Origin of the sequence: Hamadaea flava, assembly GCF_024172085.1 — a bacterium.
GTDB lineage: Bacteria > Actinomycetota > Actinomycetes > Mycobacteriales > Micromonosporaceae > Hamadaea > Hamadaea flava.
Genome location: NZ_JAMZDZ010000001.1, coordinates 4,427,639 through 4,446,594, shown reverse-complemented (window position 1 = coordinate 4,446,594; position 18,956 = coordinate 4,427,639). Strand labels below are relative to the sequence as shown.

At 69.3% G+C, this 18,956-nt stretch carries 17 protein-coding genes and 1 tRNA gene; 9 read left to right on the top strand and 9 right to left on the bottom strand.

The window, feature by feature from the left end; genetic code table 11:
- Positions 1-31: 31 nt before the first annotated feature.
- The 5 genes from HDA40_RS20990 to HDA40_RS20970 all read left to right on the top strand — a co-directional run bounded on the left by HDA40_RS20990 (position 32) and on the right by HDA40_RS20970 (position 4,862).
- Positions 32-841, top strand: coding sequence for an ABC transporter permease (locus HDA40_RS20990; protein WP_253758465.1), 810 nt, complete (start codon positions 32-34; stop codon positions 839-841).
- 85 nt (positions 842-926) lie between these two features.
- Complete coding sequence (locus HDA40_RS20985) at positions 927-1,616, top strand: ABC transporter ATP-binding protein (RefSeq protein WP_372503170.1); 690 nt, start codon at positions 927-929, stop codon at positions 1,614-1,616.
- A 49-nt stretch (positions 1,617-1,665) separates the two neighbouring features.
- Positions 1,666-2,667 carry a glycosyltransferase family 2 protein gene (locus tag HDA40_RS20980; RefSeq protein WP_253758462.1) on the top strand — a complete coding sequence of 334 codons (1,002 nt, stop codon included), beginning with the start codon at positions 1,666-1,668 and terminating at the stop codon, positions 2,665-2,667.
- A gap of 115 nt (positions 2,668-2,782) precedes the next feature.
- The gene (locus tag HDA40_RS20975; protein ID WP_253758460.1) at positions 2,783-4,090 is read left to right on the top strand and encodes an ABC transporter ATP-binding protein; all 1,308 of its coding nucleotides are present in this window, start codon (positions 2,783-2,785) and stop codon (positions 4,088-4,090) included.
- A gap of 70 nt (positions 4,091-4,160) precedes the next feature.
- On the top strand, positions 4,161-4,862 hold the full coding sequence (locus HDA40_RS20970) for an MBL fold metallo-hydrolase (protein ID WP_253758458.1): 702 nt from the start codon (positions 4,161-4,163) through the stop codon (positions 4,860-4,862).
- Between the two features lie 59 nt (positions 4,863-4,921).
- On the opposite strand, the gene HDA40_RS20965 is transcribed toward HDA40_RS20970, so the two are convergent.
- The 8 genes from HDA40_RS20965 to HDA40_RS20930 all read right to left on the bottom strand — a co-directional run bounded on the left by HDA40_RS20965 (position 4,922) and on the right by HDA40_RS20930 (position 12,855).
- Positions 4,922-6,325: a glycoside hydrolase family 16 protein gene (locus tag HDA40_RS20965; protein ID WP_253758456.1), complete on the bottom strand. Its 1,404-nt coding sequence runs from the start codon at positions 6,323-6,325 to the stop codon at positions 4,922-4,924.
- A 51-nt stretch (positions 6,326-6,376) separates the two neighbouring features.
- A complete protein-coding gene (locus tag HDA40_RS20960) occupies positions 6,377-6,817 on the bottom strand; it encodes a GNAT family N-acetyltransferase (RefSeq protein WP_253758455.1) in 441 nt (146 codons plus the stop codon).
- Between the two features lie 7 nt (positions 6,818-6,824).
- Entirely contained in the window at positions 6,825-8,054 is a 1,230-nt protein-coding gene (locus HDA40_RS20955; protein ID WP_372503169.1) for an adenylosuccinate synthetase, read from the bottom strand.
- Entirely contained in the window at positions 8,054-8,953 is a 900-nt protein-coding gene (locus tag HDA40_RS20950; RefSeq protein ID WP_253758450.1) for a hypothetical protein, read from the bottom strand. The genes HDA40_RS20955 and HDA40_RS20950 overlap by 1 nt, the downstream gene beginning before the upstream one ends.
- 168 nt (positions 8,954-9,121) lie before the next feature.
- On the bottom strand, positions 9,122-9,874 hold the full coding sequence (locus tag HDA40_RS20945) for an NUDIX hydrolase (protein WP_253758448.1): 753 nt from the start codon (positions 9,872-9,874) through the stop codon (positions 9,122-9,124).
- Between the two features lie 191 nt (positions 9,875-10,065).
- The gene (locus HDA40_RS20940; protein ID WP_253758446.1) at positions 10,066-11,670 is read right to left on the bottom strand and encodes a class I SAM-dependent methyltransferase; all 1,605 of its coding nucleotides are present in this window, start codon (positions 11,668-11,670) and stop codon (positions 10,066-10,068) included.
- A gap of 2 nt (positions 11,671-11,672) precedes the next feature.
- Positions 11,673-12,536: a hypothetical protein gene (locus HDA40_RS20935; RefSeq protein ID WP_253758443.1), complete on the bottom strand. Its 864-nt coding sequence runs from the start codon at positions 12,534-12,536 to the stop codon at positions 11,673-11,675.
- Between the two features lie 246 nt (positions 12,537-12,782).
- Positions 12,783-12,855: transfer RNA gene (locus HDA40_RS20930), tRNA-Arg, on the bottom strand.
- Positions 12,856-12,973: 118 nt separating this feature from the next.
- Between HDA40_RS20930 and HDA40_RS20925 the strand changes: the two genes are divergently transcribed.
- The 4 genes from HDA40_RS20925 (at position 12,974) to HDA40_RS41600 (ending at position 17,714) form a co-directional block, all read left to right on the top strand.
- Positions 12,974-14,302 carry an ATP-dependent 6-phosphofructokinase gene (locus HDA40_RS20925; protein WP_253758441.1) on the top strand — a complete coding sequence of 443 codons (1,329 nt, stop codon included), beginning with the start codon at positions 12,974-12,976 and terminating at the stop codon, positions 14,300-14,302.
- A 94-nt stretch (positions 14,303-14,396) separates the two neighbouring features.
- Complete coding sequence (locus tag HDA40_RS20920; RefSeq protein ID WP_253758439.1) at positions 14,397-14,990, top strand: hypothetical protein; 594 nt, start codon at positions 14,397-14,399, stop codon at positions 14,988-14,990.
- Positions 14,983-15,750, top strand: a complete 768-nt coding sequence (locus HDA40_RS20915) for a hypothetical protein (protein WP_253758437.1) — start codon at positions 14,983-14,985, stop codon at positions 15,748-15,750. Before HDA40_RS20920 ends, HDA40_RS20915 begins: the two co-directional genes overlap by 8 nt.
- Positions 15,751-16,796: 1,046 nt before the next feature.
- On the top strand, positions 16,797-17,714 hold the full coding sequence (locus HDA40_RS41600) for a hypothetical protein (RefSeq protein WP_275978275.1): 918 nt from the start codon (positions 16,797-16,799) through the stop codon (positions 17,712-17,714).
- A 7-nt stretch (positions 17,715-17,721) separates the two neighbouring features.
- Here HDA40_RS41600 and HDA40_RS20905 read toward each other — a convergent pair whose 3' ends face one another.
- Positions 17,722-18,945: a hypothetical protein gene (locus HDA40_RS20905; RefSeq protein WP_253758435.1), complete on the bottom strand. Its 1,224-nt coding sequence runs from the start codon at positions 18,943-18,945 to the stop codon at positions 17,722-17,724.
- Positions 18,946-18,956 lie beyond the last annotated feature (11 nt).

Here is an 18,956-nt window from a genome sequence, read left to right as displayed (position 1 = left end):
CTTTGAGGATGATGACGCCGGGAGGTCCTGGGTGAGTACGAGCGTGGCCGGGGTCTGGGGCCATCGCAGTACGCTGCGTGTACTCGTGCAGCGGGATCTGGCCGTCAAGTATCAGCAGTCGGTGCTGGGATACCTGTGGTCGTTGATCGAACCGCTGTCGATGGGCCTGATCTATTGGTTCGTCTTCGGTGTGCTCTACGGCAGCCGCAGCACCTTCGAGGGTGCGTCCTATCCGCTGTTCATCCTTTCCGGCATCTTCGCCTGGCAGTGGTTCAGCAGCGCGTTGTCGGAGTCGACGACCGCGCTCACCGCGCAGGCCCGCCTGATCACGACGATCAAGGTGCCGCGCGAGATCTTCCCGCTCGGCCGGGTCACCGGCCGGTTCGCCGAGTACCTCGCGGGCATTCCGGTGCTGATCGCGGCGGCGATCATCTTCCACGGTCACGTCACGTGGCGTACGGCGGTGGGCATCCCGCTCGCGGTGGTGCTCCAGTTCGTCCTGCTGACCGGCGTCGCGCTGCTGCTCAGCGGCCTCAACGTGATGCTCCCGGACGTCGAGCGGTTCATCCGGCTCGCGCAGCGGATCCTGCTCTACGCCGCGCCGGTGATCTACCCCCTCGAGAAGGTCGTCAACAGCAAGGACGTCCCCGAGTGGGTGAAGATCCTCTACCAGGCCAATCCGCTGGTCGGGATCATGCAGCTCCAGCATTCCGCGTGGTTCCCGCAGGAGTGGCCGTCGCTCGGGCTGCTGCTCTCCTGCGCCGCCGGGTGCACCCTCGTTCTCCTCCTCGGCTGGTGGACGTTCCACAAGCTTGAGCCCTCGGTTCTCAAGGAGCTGTGACCCCGTGAGCGAACCCATCATCAGCGCCCGGAACCTCGGCGTACGGTTCGTCAAAGGTCGCCGTCGCAACCTTCAGGTTCGCGAGCTGGTCTTCCACGGCCGCAAGCGCGCCATCCACAAGGGTGTGGAAGGCGAGTTCTGGCCGCTGCGGAAGCTCTCCTTCGACATCAAGCCGGGTGAGGCCGTCGGGGTCATCGGCAAGAACGGCACCGGCAAGAGCACCCTGCTGAAGCTGATCGCCGGGGTGCTCATCCCGGACGAGGGCAACATCCGCGTACGCGGACGGGTGGCGCCGCTGCTGGAGCTGTCGGCCGGCTTCTCCAACGACCTGACCGGTCGGGAGAACCTGAACCTGGTGGGTTCCCTGCATGGGCTGACCAAGCAGGAGCTGGCCGCGAAGTTCGACGAGATCGTGGACTTCGCCGGGGAGCAGGTCGCGAAGTCGATCGACTCGCCGGTGCGTCACTACTCGTCGGGCATGAAGGTCCGGCTGGGCTTCTCGATCATCTCCCAGTTGCAGCACCCGATCCTGCTGGTGGACGAGGTCATGGCGGTCGGCGACGCCGAGTTCCGGGCCAAGTGCTACGGCACGATGCAGCGGCTGCTCGCCGAGGGCCGGACGATGGTGCTGGTCTCGCACAACGAGGCCGACCTCACCGGCTTCTGCACCCGCGGGCTGTTCCTCGACCGCGGTGAGCTGCGCGTCGACGGCACGGTGGAGCAGGCGCTGCAGGCGTACAAGGGCGGACCGGTACCGGCTCCGGCCGTGGCCTGATCTGTCGCGATTCATCCGATAATTCGCATGCGGCATGCGATGATGCAGCGTGCCGTTGCTGAGCGTCGTGGTGCCGGTCTACCGGGTCGAGGCGTACCTGAGGCAGTGCCTCGACTCGATCCTGCGATCGGCTCCAGAGGATTTCGAGCTGATCGTCGTGGACGACTGCTCGCCCGACGGCTCGGGTGACATCGCCGACGAGTACGCCGCCCGCGACCCTCGTGTCCGCGTACGACATCTGACCGAGAATGTGGGCCTCGGCCGGGCCCGAAACGCGGGCCTGGACGAGGCGACCGGCGCTTTCGTCTGGTTCGTGGACAGCGACGACTGGCTGGCCGACGGGGCGATCGCCGCGGCGATCCGGCGCCTGACCGCCGACCCGGCGCTCGACATGCTGATCGTCGACTTCGCCCGGTACGCCGAAGACACCCGGACGAGCCGGCGCAGCGCCGTGGCGCGGGCGTTGGCACGGTCGCCGGGGCCGGAGGTGTTCTCGGCGGTGGAGCGGCCGTCGGTCGTCGGGCTGCTGCACGTGGCCTGGAACCGGGTCGTACGCCGCCAGTTCCTTCTCGATGAGGGGCTGCGCTTCCACCCGGGCCTGTATGAGGACGTGTCCTGGACGTATCCGGCGGTGCTCGCCGCACGCCGGATCGCCTTCCTCGACCAGGTCTGTGTCTATTACCGACTGCGCGAGGGCGCGATCACGTCCACTGGCGGGGCCCGCCATCTCGGCATGATCCACCACTGGGAGCTGGTCTTCGCGGCCGTGCCGGCGGACCACCCGTTGCGGCCTGTCCTCTTCGAACAGTCGATGCGGCAGGGCATCGCCGTCCTCGGCAACGAGACCAGAGTGCCCGATGCCCGGCTACGCAGGGAGTTCTTCCTTCGGCTGGCCGCCTTCCAACACCGGTACGCCCCGCCGGGATGGGCGCCGCCGGGCGGCCGAATCCATCAGATCAAATACGTTCTGTTGGCCAAGCGGCTGTACCCGGTTTATTCGGTGCTGCGATGGGGGTACAAGGCCGCCCGGCGACAGGACCCCTCTTTCTAGCTGCTGCGTAACGGCGCCAATACGGGCTGAACATCAAACGTTTACCCGATGTACGGACCGAGAGGTTTTCGTCACAGTTACGAGACTTGCGGCCGGAACAGTGTGGGAGGTGACGGTGACTACCGTCGCGCTCAAGGACGTGACCAAGGTCTTCCCGGACGGGACGGTCGCGGTCGACAATGTGAACCTGGACGTGGCTGACGGGGAGTTCATGGTCCTCCTCGGTCCGTCCGGCTGTGGCAAGTCCACGGTGCTGCGCATGGTTGCCGGGCTGGAGGACCCGTCGAGCGGCGCGATCATGCTCGACGGTGTGCTGGCGAACCAGCTCGCACCGCGCGATCGGCGGATCGCCATGGTGTTCCAGGACTTCGCGCTCTACCCGCACATGACCGTCGGGGACAACATCGGCTTCCCGCTGCGACTGTCCGGTGTGGAGCCCCAGCCCAGGCAGGAGCGGGTCGCCGACGTCGCCGCCGCGCTCGGCATCGGTGACGTGCTCGCCCGCAAGCCCAGCCAGCTCTCGGGCGGCCAGCGGCAGCGGGTGGCGATGGGGCGGGCCATCGTGCGCCGTCCGGGCCTCTTCCTGATGGACGAGCCGCTGTCCAACCTGGACAGTGGACTGCGCGCCGAGCTGCGGGCGGAGATCTCCGGTCTGGTCCACGAGCTGGGCGTCAGCACCATCTACGTCACGCACGACCAGGCCGAGGCGCTGACCATGGCCGACCGCGTCGCCATCATGCGCAAGGGCGTGCTGCAGGACGTCGGCACCCCGACCCAGGTCTACGGCAAGCCGGCGACCCTCTACGTCGCGGCGTTCCTCGGCAGCCCGCGGATGAACCTGCTGGAGGCGTCGGTCTACGTCCACCTGGACCGCTACGTCCAGCTGAACCTCGGCGAGCAGTCGCTCTATCTGCGGTGGGACGACATTCGCGCCCGCGCGGTGTCGCACTACCACGGCGAGCGCATCGTCGTCGGCGTACGGGCGGAGGCGCTGATGCCGGTCGCCCCGGACACTCCCGGCGACGTGCTCCAGGGCCGCATCCGCTACCTCGAACACCACGGCCACGAGTCGCTGGCCTTCGTGGACATCGGCGCGACCGCCGTCGTCATCGACGAACTGGGCGGCGCTCCGGCCGAAGGCACCGACGAGAACGGCAACCGGGGCCTGCGCCGCTTCGGCCACGTCCTCAGCCGGCTCAGCGGCCGCGCGACGCCCCGCGACCCGGCCGCCGCGACGGCGGTCGCCGAGCGCACCAGCGTCCTCAGCGACGGCCGCCACCACCGCCGCCCGGCCGAACTGGCGGTCCGGCTCGCGCCGTACCCGCAGGTGACGAACGGTCATCCGCTGGCCGTGTCGGTGCGGATGGAGGCGCTGCACTTCTTCGACGAGCGGGGCGACCGGATCGACATCGGCCGCCGGTGACCTCCCGGCAGGTCGTCCGCCGGCAGCGTAGCCGGTGGGCGATCGGCCGGAAACGGGGCAAGATCAAGCGATGCGCTTGACCGTCGTCGGCTGCTCCGGTTCGATCCCCGGCCCGAACTCGGCCTGTTCCAGTTACCTGCTGGAGCGGGAGGGCTTCCGGCTGCTGCTCGACGCGGGCACGGGCTCGGCCGGCCCGCTGCTGCGATACACCGATCCGGGCGCGCTCGACGCCGTCTTCATCTCGCACTCGCACGGCGACCACTCGGACGACCTGTTCGCGATCGGGTACCACAAGGAACGGTTCCACCCGGAGGCGCCGCCGATCCCGGTCTACGGTCCGGACACGCTGCGGATCTGGCAGCACGACGCCGACGCGGAGCTGCGGCGCGTACCGGAGGCGTTGGCCACGACCCGGATCGGTCCGTTCACGGTGCGGCTCGCTCCGGTCCGCCACACCCGCGACACCTGGGCGATCCGCCTCGACGACCGGTTCTGCTACACCGCCGACTCCGAGCCGTGCGCCGAGTTGGACGAGCTGGCGGCCGGCTGCGACGTCGTGCTCGCCGAGGCCGCCGGGTTCGACGCCGAGCCGGAGAAGGGCCATCTGAGCGCGGGCGACGCGGGGCGCCTGGCCACGTCGGCCGGCGCGCGACTGCTGGTCATCACGCATCTCCGGCCCTGGCACGATCCGGTCGCGCTGCTCGCGGAAGCCGCGGCCCACGCGCGGTGCCCGGTGGTCGCGGCGACCCCCGGTCTCCGTCTCTCCCTCTAAGGACAAGGGATACGCACAACGGTGGCCCCCCAGTCGGGGAGCCACCGTCAGACGGGCATTCAGTGGCCGAACGAGATCCAGTTGACGTTGACGAAGTCGGCGGGCTGGCCGCTGCTGAAGGTCAGGTAGACGTTGTGCGTACCGGTGACGGCGGTGATGTTGGCCGGCACCGTGGACCACGTCTGCCAGCCGCCGGTGTTGGCGAGCGCGAACGACCCGATCGGGGCGTTGGACAGACTGTCGAGGCGTATTTGGACCAGGCCGCTCACGCCACCGGCGGCGCCGCTGGCCACGCGTCCGTAGAACTGCGTCGCCGGAGTGCTGCCGAAGTTGACGTTCTGGTACAGCGCCCAGTCGCCGTTGGTGACGTACGACAGGTTCTGCCCGCCGCCGCTGTCGGTGCACGTTTCCAGTTGCGTACCGCTCTGGGAGTTGTAGGACTCGGCCTGAATCGTCGAGTACGCGTCGCGCGTACCGCTGCCGGTGGTGGCCGACGGAGTCGGGGAGCTCGTCGAGCCGCTGCCGGCCTTGCTGTAGACGGCGACGTAGTCGACCTTCATCGGGATGCCGGAGACGGTGGCCGACGTGGGACCGCCGCCGAACGCGGCCGGGAAGCCGCCGCCCATCGCGACGTTCAGGATGACGTAGAAGCCGTGGTTGGTGGCGTTCGTCCAGGTCGTGACGTCGACCTGGTTAGCGTTGACGGTGTGGAACTGGACGCCGTCGAGGTACCACCGCATCTGCTGCGGGCTGGTGCTGCGGTCCCACTCCACGCGGTAGGTGTGGAAGTCCGCCTGGCAGGTGGTGGGGGAGCAGGCCCGCTGGCCGCCGATGCCGCTGGTCTCGTTGCACGGTCCGCCGGGCGTCGTGCCACAGTGGAGGGTCGCCCACTCGTTGTTGATCCCGTTGACGTTCTCCATGATGTCGATCTCGCCGATGCTCGGCCAGTTCCAGTAGTTCCCGCGATACGGCGCGCCCAGCATCCAGAACGCCGGCCAGTAGCCGAGCGCCGAGTTGCCGGTGACGTTCGGCAGCTGAATCCGGGCCTCGACCCGCAGTACGCCGTTCGACGGCGGCTGGAAGTCGGAGCGGACGGTCTCGATCCGGCCGGAGGTCCAGTTCCCGGCGCCGTCCCGGACCGGGGTGATCAGCAGGTTCCCCGAGCCGTCCAACCGGACGTTCGTGGTGCTGGAGGTCATCGTCTCGACCTCGCCGGTGCCGAAGTTGGCCGGCCCGCCGGGATAGCTGGTTCCGGTGGTGTACTGCCAGTTCGCCGTGTTGACGCCGGAGCCGGCGCTGCCGGTGAAGTCGTCGGCGAAGACCTGGGTCCAGCCGCTGGGGGTGGACGGGAGGGCGGCGTTGGCGCCGAGCGTGCCGGCGAACGCGGCGGCCGCGGTGAGGCCGAGGGCGACGGCCGCGACCAGCAGCCGCTGGGGCGAGGAGTTCTGTGAGAGCGCTCTCATGGACGTATAGATAACCCCGGCGTTACACAAACGTCAATACTTCGATGCTGCCTACAGGGTGCGGGAGAAGACCATCATGTCCTTGCCCGGCCCGTCGTACCCGGCGACGGGGCCGCGTACGGCGAACCCCATGCGCTGGTGGAAGGCGATCGACCCGGCGTTGACGGGGGCGGTGATCGCCCCGGCCCGCGTACGCCCGTCGGCCCGGGCCAGTTCGAAGAAGCGCTCGTAGAGGAGACGGCCGAGGCCGGTGCTCCGCACCGCCGGGTTGACCCCGACGAAATGGATGTACGCGTCCTCGGCCGACGACGGCGACAGGATGCCGATGAGGAACCCGGCCAGTACGCCGTCCGACGTCGCGATCAGGCTCGTCCGGTGGAAGTGGTCGAAGAACAGCCGGGGCAGCGAGCCGGCGATCGGGCGGCCCCACCAGTCGTCGACGACGGCGATGATCGGGTCGTAGTCCTCGGACCGGGCGGCACGGATCTCCATCCCGCGATCATCCCCGCACGCGTTTGTCCTCCGCCGTCGGCCCCCACGACTCCAGGAACACCGGGGCGTCCAAGGCGGCTGCGATGGCGTCGGCCGACGGGTGGCCGTCGAGCACCGGAGCGGCCGTGAACAGCTGGGCCGTCAGCTTCTCCTGGTACGCCAAGTCCCCGAACTCGCCCAGCGCGATCCGCTCACCGGTCTCGTAGCCTGGGCACATCCGCAGTCCGGGCGTACGCGCGGCGACGTCGAGATGGGTGACGGCCAGCGCGTCCACGCCGCCGCAGACCTCGACGGCGTACCGGTGGGCGACGGCGTCGAAATGACCGACCCGGAACCCGCCCTGCCAGCGACCGTCCGTGTTGTACGCGTCCGGCAGCGCGGCGGTCAGGTGCGCGTCCTCGGTCACCATCGGGCCCGGCCCGTGCCGAGTCGTGTACGCGCGGACGACGCCGAGCCGGCGGGCCTGTTCGCCGGCCTCGTCCAGCAGCGTCATCGCGTTGTCGAAGGTCGTCGTCGACCAGGTGGTGTAGGGATGCCAGCCACGCCATTCGTCCAACAGCACGCCCTGCGCGCCTTCGAAGACACACGGCCCGGCGGCCAGCAGCTCCGCGCCGTAGGCGCCATCCACAATCGACACCGTGCGGCCGAAGTCCTCGTAGGCGGTCGCCACGTCCTCGACGGGCACGTCATACCCCAAGCCGCCCAGCTCGGTGCTCAGCTCTTCGCGTACCAGCTGGAAAACGCGACGGAGCCGCGCCGGATCGCGGACGTCACCCACCCGCGGCGCGTCGGGGTGCGCGAGGCTGAAGGCCATCACCTCGCCCACCCCGACCCCGCACGAACCGTGACGCTCCCCGCCTCGCCGGGTTTCGCGCAGGCGATTGGCCGCGCGGTGCCACGGCGTCGCGAGCAACGCGCGTTCGTCGACGGTCAATCTCTCCCATGTTGGTACGCCCAACGCCGCGAGATGCCGTTCCTCCATCGCGAGCAGCACCGGATCGACGACCATGAAGCGGGACAGATGCGTTCGCACGCCCGGCCGGAACGAGCCCGAGCCGAACTGGGAGAAGGTGTGGTGGCGTCCGTCGGACGCCACCACGTTGTGGGCGGCCTGCGCGCCCCCGTTGAACCGGACGACCGCGAAGACCGGTTCGTTGGCGCAGAGCCAGTCCACGACCGTGCCCTTGCCGGCGTCGCCGTAGCCGAGATCGACGACCACCGTGTGCCGGGCGTCGATCACAGGCGGACCACTCGGGACAGCGCGCGGCCGACGACGAACCCGGCCCCCGAGCCGACCTCGTCCAGGTCGCCGAGACCCTGGTCCAGGCTGATGGCCCGCTCGCCGAGACCCACGGTGAGGGCGATGGTCTCGCACACCGCGTCGAGGTCGTCCAGCTCGATGACGTTCTGCCCGAGCAGCCGCCGCCAGTAGCCGAGGATCTGGCGGTCCCCGGCGTAGTTCGTGCCGGCCGGGAGGATGTAGTAGACGTCGTAGCTCTGCTGCAGCTCGGCCACGATGGACTCGGTCCGGATCGGACCGGGCAGGCGATCGCCGATCACCCGGCTGACCTCAGCCGGACTGACCTCGGGGTACGCCATCTCGTCGCCGATGATGAACAGGTAACCACGCCGCCCCCGCCGCCGGAAGCAGTCGATGTCGGTGTGGCGCGCCATGAAGTACATGGCCAGCTCGTAGGACTCGGTGCGCTGACCGCCCCCGCCGCCTTCGAGCACGATGCGGCCGAGGTCGTCGTCCATCCGGTTGTCCGACTCGAACTGCCCGACCTGGAGCGGTACGCGATCGCAGGTGGCGTCGCCGATCGCCCCGAACATGAGTTGCGGGTCGGTGGCGTAGCCCTTGCGGACGAGCAGCTCGAAGAGATCCGGCAGCTTCGTCTGCAGCGTGCGTGGCACGTGCCCCATCGACCCGGTGACGTCGAAGAGCACCGCGATCGCCGTCGACCGGGGGTGCTCTACGCTGTCCCGGCTCTCCCGCAGCCGGGCCTGCCGTGGATCCAGCCGGGGATGCACCGTCCGCGCGCCGCTGTCGCTGTACGCGAAGGCGCTCCCGCCGGTGGCCGCCCGGTACCGTTCCCCGGCCTGGTAGACGTCGGTGGACCAGCGTCCGCTTCCCATCTCGTTCCCCTTCCCGGTTGTTCCTGTGTGGCTGCTTGTCTTGTGACTGCTTGTCTTGTGGCTGCTTGTCTTGTGGCTGCTTGTCTTGTGGCTGCTTGCTTCGTGATCGCTTGCTTCGCGGCCGGGTTCGCCGCTTGTCGGTGCACGGCGTCTTCGCCGGTGCCGGCGCTATCGGACGTCGTCTTCGCTAGCGGGGCGTAGCAGTGCGGGGTGTAGCAGGCGGGCGTCGCCGGCGCGATAAAGGCGGGCGCGCGGACCACCGCGTTCACCGCCGCGCTCGGTCGTGGCACCGGTGCTCTCCACGAAACCCGGCACCGAGAGGACCTTGCGATGGAAGTTCCCGGCGTGCAGGTCCTCGCCCCAGACCGCGGAGTACACCGCGCGCAGTTCGGCGACGGTGAACTCGGAGCCGACGAAAGCCGTCGCCAGCGGCGTGTACTCCAACTTCGACCGAGCGCGTTCGAGCCCGGCCGACAGGATCTCGTCGTGATCGAAGGCCAGCCCGGAAACCTCGTCCACCGGGAACCAGCTGGCCGCGGCGGCGTCGCCGCCCGAACGCGGATCCGGCAGGCTCGGCGCGAACGCCAGGTACGCCACCGACACGACCCGCATCCGGGGATCGCGGCACGGATCGCCGAACGTGCCCAGCTGCTCCAGATGAACCCGCCGCATGGCGTCCTGTTCCGGCGTCAGACCGGTCTCCTCGGCGAGTTCCCGCCGCGCTGCATCGTCCAACGTCTCCTCGCGGACGAAGCCGCCCGGCAATGCCTTTCGGCCGGCGTAGGGGTGTTCGCCGCGCTCGATGAGCAGGACGTGGAGACGACCGTCGCGGATCGTCAGCGCCACGACGTCGACCGTCACCGCCGTCGCCGGAAAGGCCCGGGGGTCGTACGCGTCGAGGTACTCACGTTCGGAGGTCATGTCGGCCCTGTCTTTCTCGTACCGAGATTAACTCACTCTGAGAACAACATACGCCCGGTTGTGCCACTTGGGCAAGGTGGTTTTCCTGCAGATCACGGTTACGCATGCTTCCGCGGGCCGATTTGGCCTGCGTAACCGTGATCCGCCGGCTACCCCCGCGGACGCGGTGGGGGCGGGGAGACGGTGGGGAGTTAGCGGCGGAGGCGGCGGCGGGCCTTGCGCAACGCCGACAGCGGCCCGGTGACCACCCGGCCGATCATGAACGTGACCGATCGGCGCAGGTCGGCCAGCTGGCGGTCCCGCTTGACGACCAGCTCCTCGAGGAACGTGGTCTGCGCCTGGGCCTCGGCGAGCGCAGTGGTAAGTCGCGCGACGGTGGCCAGGGCCTCCCGTTGACCCTCCGGAGCAGTGCTCTCGCCGGTCGGTTCGCCCAGCGCCGCAGCGATCTCGGCGTCCAGGTCTGCGGCGGTGCGTACGTCGTCGAGGGTGATCGTCAGTCCGGCGGTCGCCGCCAGCGTGATCGTCAGCCGTTCGACGGAGACTCCGACCGGCCACGGGTTCTCGTACGCCCCGGACCGCAGTCGCTGGGCGAACCGCAGGAACGCCCGTGTCGCCGCCGTCTCGGCCGTCGGTTCGGTAGTGCTCGCCCAGCTGGGGTCGAACAGCTCCAGCCCGTCGCCGGTGTCGACGACGTTGTCCAGGGTCGCCCCGATCCGCCCGTCGCGCGTACGCAGCCAGGCCACGTATCGGGTGAGCAGGGTGCGTACCGTCGCGAGGTCGTGCTGGCCGCACGCGTCGAGGAGGACGTCTTCGACCATTGGCCCGGCGCTCACCCGGCCGGCGAGCAGCTCCGGCGATCGGGTGAACCCGTTCTTCGTCCGCTGGGCCGGCTCGCCGGCGGGTTCGCGGTGCCAGCCATCGGCGTCGGCCCGGAGGACCTGGACGACGGCGAAGTCGGGCGCGACCGGGCGATCCGCGTACGCCGTGGCCGCGGGCGCGGAGCCGGTCGGTGTCCCGGTGTGGCCGACGAACAGCCACGCCGGGGCGAGTTCGCAGCCCAGGCCGGCCCGGATCGCGTCCCGGACGAGGCGACGCGGATCGGTGACAACGGGATGGTCCGGCGACCAGGCCCAGGCCGACGTGATCAGGCCGCTGAGCTGCTCGGTGAGCGCTGCTCGCTCGACGACAGCCGTCGGTGCGTCCAACCCCGGGAACAGCCCGAACGTCCGGACGTCGGCCAGGTCGAGCGTCGTCAGCGCATCGCCCAGGCCGGTGACGGGGCGCGAAGCCGTCCCGGTGGGCCAGTCGTCGTTCGAGGCGCGTACGCCGGAGCGCGGGTCGGCGATGCGGTCGGCGCCGAAGGGATTGGCGACCACGACGGCGAGCGTGCCGCCCGGCCGGAGCGTACGCCGCAGCGCAGCGACCGCGTCCGGCCAGCTCAGCACGTGTTCGGGCGTGTTCAGCCGGGCGATCCCGCCGAGCGCGAGGACGGCGTCGTATCCCGTGCGGCCGAACATGTTCAGGCTGCCGTTGTGGACGGTCACCGGCAGCCCGGCGTACGCCGTCTGCGCGGTCTCGGCATCGGTGTGGCCGCGGAGCAGGAGGTCGACGTGCGTACCGGTCGCCACGAGCGAGCGGATCAGCTCATCGTCGCCGGGCCCGGCGATCAGAACGCGTCCGCCCGGCGGGATCAGGTCCCGGATCGCCTGGCTGAGCACGGCCGCCGAACCCGGCCGGTCGGCGGGCGGCTCCATCCAGTCGAGCATCTCCTCACCAGCGAGGTTGACCGCGTCCACCTTCAGTCCCTCCGGTCGGTTCGCTGATGCGGCACCTCGGCGGTGCCGGAGTCGGGTAGCGCCCAGCCGCAGACGTCGGCGAGTTCGGCCGGGCTCAGGAGCCGGCTCAAGCCGAGTTCCTCGTCGGCCACCGCAGTGGCGGCCACCCGATCCACGAACGTCGCGTGCATCTGCGGCCAAGTACGCCGGATGCGGGCGTTCCCGCCGTAGATCGGATGCTCGTTCTCGATGAGCATCTCGTCGCCGTAGATGCCGACCTCGCAGCCCACGCTCGCGCCGTAGAGCACCGCTGTCGCCAGCCGGTTGGACACCACCCGCCGATGCCGGCGCAGCTCGTGAAGCTGATTGCGCAGCATCGCGTTGCTGCCGCGGTCGAACCCGCCGGTGCGGTACCCGTGACAGATGACGCGGAACCCGGCCTTCTCGTACGCCCGCCGGATCTCCGGCTGCTCGTACTCCAGCCAATAGAGCGCGGCCGTGACCGGGCCGTCCTCGGTCTCGCGTACCTCGCGGGCGAGCTTCTCGTGATCGCCGGTCACCGACTGCGACGGGATGCCGTGGAACGGATAGAAGATGGTGCCCGTGCGTTCCTGCGGCTCGCCCGGCTGCACCCGCAACAAGTACGCCCACGGCGACCCGATGACGCGATAATTCCGATCACCGTAGCGCCACCCGCGCCGCATCGGTCGAGCCGACCAGACCAGCTTCGTCGCCCCCGGCATCAGCGGCGTCCGGATGCCGAACCCGTTGTGGACGTTCCACCCGTGCTGCAGGTATCCGTCGATGCGCGGCGCGCGGCCCGAACCCAGTCCCGCGTACTCAGCGAGGAACTGAGAATGGCCGTACCAATGGTTCTGCGGGTGCATCGACTTCTTTCACGGCGGCGGGGAGTCAGGGCGCTCCCAGCGTACCGGCTGGGCCGAAAAAGCCGGCCGCCCACAGATCAAAACGGTCACGCGGACCGAACGTGGACGAAACCGCGTCGGCTATGGGTCGGGCGAGGCTTGCCCGGACGAGGAATCTCGCTGGTGCCGATGGGCGGCCGATCGGAGCCCGGCACGGCGACGGCCGCAGGCCAGAGATGATCATGCCGCTGGCCTGCGGCCTCCCGGTGGCCCCGGCGCGAATCGAACGCGCGACACCCGCTTTAGGAGAGCGGTGCTCTATCCCCTGAGCTACGAGGCCCTGCGCGTCGAGTCTACGGACCTTGGGCACCTCGGCGCGAGTCGGTATGCAACCGCAGTGTGAGACGCCCGCCGCCCAAGCATGACCAGGCGAAACGCGCTCACGTTAGGCTTTGCCGATGACCCCCGGGACTGCGGATCTCACGGTACGGACACTGGGCGAGTGCAGGATCGACTCGCCGCTGGTGGCGCTGCCCGCCGACGGGCCGACCACCGAGCACTACGTCCGCGAGGACGACCGGGTCCTCTTCGACGACACCCTGCAGATGGTCGCCGCCCGCGGCCTCGACTCGGGCGAGCTGCCGGGGTTCGAGCCCACCGGGCCGCGGCGCAAGATCTTCTTCCAGCCGTCGAAGACCCGGGTCGGCATCGTCACCTGCGGCGGCCTGTGCCCGGGACTCAACGACGTCATCCGGGGGCTGGTCCGGGAGCTGAACGACCACTACGGGGTCAAGAAGATCTACGGCTTCCGCAACGGCTACCAGGGTTTCATCTCCAAATACGGCCGGGAGGTCGTGGAGTTGACCCCGCAGAGCGTCAGCGGGATCAACGAGTACGGCGGCACCATTCTCGGCACCTCGCGGGGTGAGCAGGACGCTGACGAGATCGTCGACTGCCTCGAACACATGAGCATCAACGTGTTGTTCGTGATCGGCGGCGACGGTTCGATGCGGGGCGCGCTGCGGATCGCCGACACCGTCCAGGAGCGCAATCTCAAGATCGCGGTGGTCGGCGTGCCGAAGACCATCGACAACGACATCCCGTACATCGATCAGTCCTTCGGCTTCCAGACCGCGTTCGCGAAGGCGACCGAGTCGATCCGCGGGGCGAGCGTCGAGGCGCGGGCGGTGCCGAACGGCGTCGGGCTGGTGCACGTGATGGGCCGGCACTCGGGGTTCATCGCCTGCTACGCGGCACTGGCCAACAACGACGCGGACTACGTCCTCATCCCCGAGGTTCCATTCGAACTGGACGGTGAGAACGGCTTCCTTGCGCATCTGCGCCGCCGGGTCGAGCGCCGCGGCCGGGCTGTCGTGGTGGCGGCCGAAGGGGCAGGCCAGGAGTTCCTGGCCGACGCGACCCATCCGGGGCACGACGCGTCGGGCAACCGGCGGCTACGCGACATCGGGCAGTTCCTTCGGCACCGCATCGCTGACCACTTCGCCGAGCACGGGCTCGAGATGAACATGAAGTACATCGACCCCAGCTACGCCATCCGCAGTGTGCCGGCCAACCCGTACGACAGCGTCCACTGCATCCGGTTGGCGCACGCCGCCGTCCACGCCGCGATGGCCGGGCGTACGGCGATGGTCGTCGGGCGATGGCGCGGCCGGTTCGTGCACGTGCCGATCTCGCTGGCGATCAGCAAGCGCAACCAGGTCGACCCGCATGGCGACCTGTGGATGTCGGTGCTGGAGGCGACCGGTCAGCCCCGTACCTTCGGCTAGGTCCATGTCGCGCGGGGTACCTATACTTCGACCCGCGCCGTAGGTGTGGGTGGTCGCAAGCTCTGGGGAGGGCATCGGTGGCATGAGTGGAGTCATGGGCAGGGTCGCCCGCGCACCGATGCAGTGGTTCCTCTACCTGGTGGGCGGGCTCGCGCTCGCGGTGTCCGCGGCCTTCGGCGGCTTCGCGCCGGTCAAGCAGGCGGAACCGGTGCTCAAGGTGGGCGAGGTCAACGCGGGCACGCCGTGGAATGTCAAGATCACGAGTGTACGCCTGGTGGGCAGCCTGGAACCGCAGGTGAGACTGAAGGATTCGGCGGACCATTGGTTGGCCGTCATCGCCGAGGTCGAGATCACCGACGTGGTGAGCCGGCGCGATATCCGCGACATCGTTCTGGTCAAGGACGTTCCGGGCATCCTTCACTACGAGTTCAACGGCGACGGTCCCGAGTTCGCCCGCGAGGTCGTCGTGACCAGCGACGGCACCAGGGTCGAGGCGCTGCATCCGGGCCTCACCGAGAAGGTCGCCTTCCTCTGGGAAGTCAAGCCCGACACCGTGCCCACCCAGGTCGAGGTGGAGATCTGGGGCAAGACACATCGGAAGAGTTCCCTCACGGACCTGATGGAGTGGCTCGACCACGTTCCACGTGCGGTGCTGACCGTGCCGGTGGAGGACAAGCGCAATGGCTGACGGCACATCCTCGACGCCACCGGTCTTCCGCCGGCTGGGCACCGGCGCTCTGGTGCTCGCCGCCCTCGCGATCGGCGGGGTGATCAGCAATTACAAGCCCAGCCCGGAGACTCAGCAGCGCCCGTACATCACCAGCGGCGGCACTGAACAGACCGTCCACACTCGATCGTTCGACGCCAGGTTCCTCGGCGTACGCGGCGGCGAGGCGATCGGCTCCGGCGGCATCCTGCATGAGAGCAAGGGCGTCTGGGTCATCGTCAAAGTCCGGCTGACGGCGAACCACGAAGCCACCCGGATCTTCTACGCCGCCCTACGCGACGGCGACGAACGCACTTTCATCGCCAGCGGCCGGGTCACCCAGAACGCACTGGGCGGTCGGAATCTGCAACCGGGCATCCCGGTCGACATGGAGTTCGCCTTCGAGGTCCCCACCGAGGTGCCGCTGAAACTCGCCCTGCGGCTTGCCACCGACTCCCTGGATCAACGGATGGACGGGATGGCCGAGATCGACCTGCCGATCAGCCGGGACGACCTGACGAAGTGGCAGACCGACAAGAACCCGATGACGATCGCGCGGCCGGTCCTGGCCGGGGCGAGCTCAAGCCCGACGCCCCAGCCGACCAGGACGTCCACGCCAAGCGCGACGTCGAGCCCCAGCGCCACGTCCAGTCCCAAGGCGACGTCGAGCCCGAAGGCCACGACGAGTCACCGCGTGACTCCGCGGGTGACGTCGAGTCCCACCGTGAGGAGCAGCTCATGACCGAGCAGTGGGATCCACAAGGCAACCCGGTGCCGCCCCCGCCGGGCCAGCACTCCGCGCCGGGGCAGCCCGGGTCGCACGCGCAGCCGGGCCAGCCTGTGCCGGGCCAGCCTGTGCCGGGCCAGCCGCAGGGCTATTCGCAGTCCGGCCAGCCGGGGTACTCGACGCAGTCCGGTTCCCCAGCTCAACCGGGGTATCCGCCGCAGCCTGGGTATCCGGCTCAGCCCGGTCATCCGGGGGCCGCTGCCGCCCCGGGCACTGCGGCGCCTGGCTATACCGCGCCCGCCGGTCGGCCCGCGCAGTCCGGCTACCCTGTGCAGCCCGGCAACCCGGCACAGACGGGCAGCCCGGCGCAAGCGGGCTACGCGCCACAGGCTGGTTACGGCCAGTCGGCTTACGGCCAGCCCGCGCAGCCTGCTCAGTCCGCCCAGCCGGCTGCTGGTGGGGCAGCCCAGTCTGCATATGGTCAGTCTGCTTACGGGCAGTCGGCTTACGGCCAGCCTGCGCAGTCCGCCCAACCTGCCTATGGCCAGCCCACTCAGCCCGCGCAGCATGGCCAGCCGGCTTACGGCCAGCCTGCCCAGGCCGCTTATGGGCAGTCGGCTGGGCCCGGCCAGACAACTGCTGGCCAGCCGGGGCAACCCGCGTATGGTCAGCCCGCCCAGGCCGCGCAGCCTGCCTATGGTCAGCCCGGTCAGCCAGCTCAGCATGGTCAGTCGGCCTATGGCCAGCCGAGCCAATCCGCGCAGCCCGGCCAGTCTGCTTACGGTGCGCCCGCCCAGCCTGCTCAGCATGGCCAGCCGAGCCAATCTGCGCAGCCCAGCCATCCTGCCTACGGCGCCCCCGGCCAGCCTGCTTACGGTGCGCAAAATCCGGCGGCGCAATCGGGTCAGCCTGCCTACGGTCAGCCTGCTTACGGTGCGCAAAATCCGGCGGCGCAACCGGGTCAGCCTGCCTACGGTCAGCCTGGGCAATCGGGTTACGCCCAGCCTGCTTATGCCCAGCCTGCTTACGGCCAGCCGGCGCAACCCGGCCAGGCATCGTCGGTGAGTTACGCCCAGCCTGGCTATGGGCAGCAGCCGGGCCAGCCGGCGCAACCCGGGCAGCCGAACTACGGGCAGCCGAACTACGGCCAGCCGGGTCAAACCGCGCAGCCGGGGACTCCTGGGTTCGTACCGCCGCCGGGCTTCGGCGCGCCGGGCCAGCCGGGACTGCCGGGCCAGCCGGGACTGCCGGGCCAGCCGGGACAGGTTGCGGGCTATCCGATGCGCCCTGGGCAACCTGGAATGCCGACCCCGAGCCAGGTTCCGCCACAGTCGCCGATCACCCAGGGCCGCTCTGCGCGACCGGGCTGGTGGCGTCGCAACATCTTCGGCGTCCTGCTGCTCGTTCCGGCGCTGGTGTTGACGGCCGTGGAGCCGGTCATCAGCAACTACGAGACGCTGTGGACACGTCGGGAACGGGTCCCCGCCCAGGTCGCCGAGGGTGCCTGGGCGAGCTACGGCGGCGTACGCGTTCGCCTGGTCGAGGTGGCCGAGGAGAAGGATCTTCCCGCGTACGGCGGACAGCGCAAGCCGGCCCCGACCGGGATGCGGGTCGTCCGGGTAGTGCTGGCGTTCGAAGGACCGGGCACGGCGCTCAGCCTGTGCAAGCTCACCTTGCTGTCGACCGCCGGCGACGAGTACGCCGCCCGCCCGGACGAGTTGAGCGGTGCCAGCCTCGGCTACGACCCGTGTTCGGTCGAGGAAGCGATCGAGTCCGTTGACCAGGTCGGGACGTCGACGAGCGCGTCACCGTCCACCGCGGCGACGTCGGCAGCAACGAACCCGACTCCGAACGTCGACCCGAGTGCGACGCGCCAGTGGCGGACCGAGACCTACTTCGTCATGCCGCTGGATGCGTACCCGGGCAAGGTGCACCTCTCGCTCAGCACCCTGCTGCCGGACTATCTGATCCTCAACTAGCTGATCCTCAACCAGCCTCGCGCGAGCGCAGGATCCGGTCGGTCGCCGCGCCGAGCAGGCAGATCAGCAGGACGAAGCGGATCGCGGTGTTGATCGGCGACAGCAGGTACGACAGGGGCCACCAGACCTCCTGGAGATCCTGCGGGCCGATGAGGAGCCGTTCGAGTTCCCAGAGGCCGGCGTCCACCGACTGAAGCAGCACGAAGACCAGGCAGAACAGCAGCATCGGCCGAAGACCGGCCTTGGCCAGCATCCGCAGGCTGCCGAGGAGCGGGCCGAAGCGCTTCTGCAGCTCGGCGTTGAGCGGGTTCGCGATGGATTTGACCACGGGCATGGTGTTGAGGCGCCGGGCTGTCGCGGTGAGGATGCGCTCGTCGGTGAGCTTCGGCTCGTCGATGGTTCGGCCGTAGACGACCGCGCCCATGGTGAGCCACGCGATCGGGGCGAGGAAGACGAGATCGGCGTTCTCCCAGAGGAGGCGGGACCACTCGCTGAGGATGCTGGCGATCTGAGTGCCGGGCAGCTTCTCCAGCGCGTCGTGGAACCAGGTGCCGACCTGTCGCTGGCCGAACCACTCGTCGAAGTTGGTACGCGAAGCGTTGACCCCCATGACGAGGGTCCCGACCCAGATGACCTCCACATACGCCCCGATGATGACGGTCCAGCGCAGGGCCCGGCGCCGTCGTAGCCGTCCGAGGAGGAAGCGGAGGACCACTGCGACCGCGACGACGGAGATGATCCCGACGGTCGGCGAGAAGGGTAGATGATCCAAAGTGGAGAACGGATCGTTCCGCCAGACCTCGTACGCGAATCGTGTGAAGTCGTCCTTCATATACCCGTACGCCGAATAGATCGCGAGGTACGGCACGGCGACGGAGCCGATGAAGTCGAGCAAGGTCGGCGGGCGCTCGCCGGTGCTCCCGAACGTCGGTGGATCGGCGTCGAGGTGCGGCAGCGAGGCGCGTACCACGCGAAGCATGTAGACCAGCGACGTCAGGGTCGCGATCGGCGCGAGGATGATCACCAGCAGCCCCAGGGTGCTGTTGACCAGAGCGGCCTTGACCGCGCCTTCGAGGATCAGGTCGTGGGCGGCGACACCGGTCAGCGCCAAGGTGATCAGCACCGGCCAGTGCCGTCCGAAGACGACGCCCGCCTGGCGTAGCACCCAGAGGCTGTCGGCGAGCGCCGCGAACCTGCGGGAACGAGGGGCCTCGTACGCGATCGCGGACATGGCGGTCAGAG